Source organism: Paenibacillus sp. 79R4 (genome assembly GCF_013393165.1).
Taxonomy (GTDB): domain Bacteria; phylum Bacillota; class Bacilli; order Paenibacillales; family Paenibacillaceae; genus Fontibacillus.
In genome coordinates this window covers 1-1,774 of record NZ_QJOT01000033.1, presented here as the reverse complement: position 1 = coordinate 1,774, position 1,774 = coordinate 1, and the positions used below count along the sequence as shown (strand labels likewise).

The 1,774-nt window shown below is 47.6% G+C and carries 1 protein-coding gene; it reads right to left on the bottom strand.

Annotated elements, in window-relative coordinates; all coding sequences use genetic code 11:
• Positions 1–85 precede the first annotated feature (85 nt).
• Entirely contained in the window at positions 86–1,645 is a 1,560-nt protein-coding gene (locus DMN77_RS23475) for an IS1182 family transposase (RefSeq protein WP_179016453.1), read from the bottom strand.
• Between the last annotated feature and the right edge of the window lie 129 nt (positions 1,646–1,774).

Genomic DNA, 1,774 nt, shown 5'->3' with positions numbered 1-1,774 from the left:
AAGAGGGTGTCCCAAAAGTAAACCTTAGAACACCCTCTTCAAAGAAATAGGAAGATATTCGTAAAAAAACAAGGAGTTAAGCGGTCTATTTTCGCTTAGCTCCTTGTTTTTTGGCGTCTATGGCTGTTTTCTTAAGCAGATTGTGAGCAAGGGAAAGCCACCCGACCTCAAGGCTTATTTTTGCTAAGCCTCGAAGCAGGAATCTTTTAAAGCCCCGGTTGTTCTTCATATGACCAAACACAGGTTCCGGCTCGATCATGCGCCTTACGGCCAGGGCATAACCTTCTTCACTGCAGAGCTTTTGCCTTGCCTGATTCTTTAGCCGCAAATACTTCATGCTAACTTTAATCTCACGATCACCTTGGGCTTTTGTACACTGCGGCTTGAACGGACAATCCGTACAGCTGGCGCTACGGTAATGTCGGTATTCGATTTCATACCCGCTTTCTGTTTTCTCCTTACTCTCTCTCCGGAAATGGAGCGTTTGTTCAGCTGCGCATGTCCATGTATCTTGTTCGCTGTTATAGGTCCAGTTGTCGATTTTGCTGATGTCCCTTTGCCATGCCTTGCTCTTTTCGCGGTGATACGTACTGTACTTCACAATGGCTTCGACTTGTTTCTGCTCCAAGTAGTCGTAATTTTCTTCACCACCATAGCCCGCATCGGCGATAACGGTGCCCGGAAGCTTTCCTAATTGAGATTTTAATTTTTCAAGATGAGGAATGAGGCAACGCGTATCGGTCGGGCGCTGGTGCAAACTGTAACCGATAATGAATTGATTTTCGGTGCCGATCTGCACATTGTATCCCGGCTTGAGCTGACCATTTCGCATGTGGTCTTCTTTCATTCGCATAAATGTAGCGTCATGGTCCGTTTTGCTGTAGCTGTTTCTCGTGCCTAAAATCGCTTCCTGAGTCTCATACTTCTGAAGGCGCGGAAGAAAATCTTTGCGGAGCGTGCGCACCGCCTTCTTGAGCGGCTTGTCTTTCGGTTTCTCCTGCAGGCGCTCTTCCAATTGCTTGATGGCTTGCTCTAGCTTTTCACCAGTGATGGCAGAGGACTCACCCAGCTTGAGAAGATCCTTGCCGCCGTGCGTTCCTTCTTCTTGCTTCTCGGTTTCCTCTATAGCGGCGAATAAGGTTTGCACTTTCTCCTGAAGCTTGGCTTTATGCTTTACAACGGCCTTTCCCCAAACAAAGGTGTACCGATTGGCATTTGCTTCAATCTTCGTGCCGTCCACAAAGTAATGCTCGAGCTGTATGTAGTTCTCCTCAGCCAGAAACCGAAGAACGGCGGTAAATACCGTCTCCAGTACCGTTTTCATCCGCTCCGAACGGAACCGGTTGATGGTGCGGAAGTCTGGTCTTTGTCTGCCCGCGATCCACATGAACATGATATTTTCGCGGATCGCTTTGGCGATCTGGCGAGAGGAGTAGATGCGCTGCGTGTAGGCGTAAATAATGACTTTGGTGAGCATTTTAGGATGGTAGCTATCTCGTCCGCCCCCAGGGTAAGCCGCATCGAAGATGGTGTCGTCGAGACGATTAACGGCAGCATTCACTACACGAACGAGGTGATTTGCGGGAATATCTTCTTCCAAATCCATTGGTAAACAGAGTTGATTCATGCTATATTGAATATACAAAGAGACCGTCTCCTTTGGGTTTATGGTTGGTCGTACTTCCATTTTACCAAAGAGCGGTTTCTTTTTGTTTGATGAAATGTAAGAGGGTGCCCCCTCAGTCATCTATGATGACTTTTGGGACACCCTCTT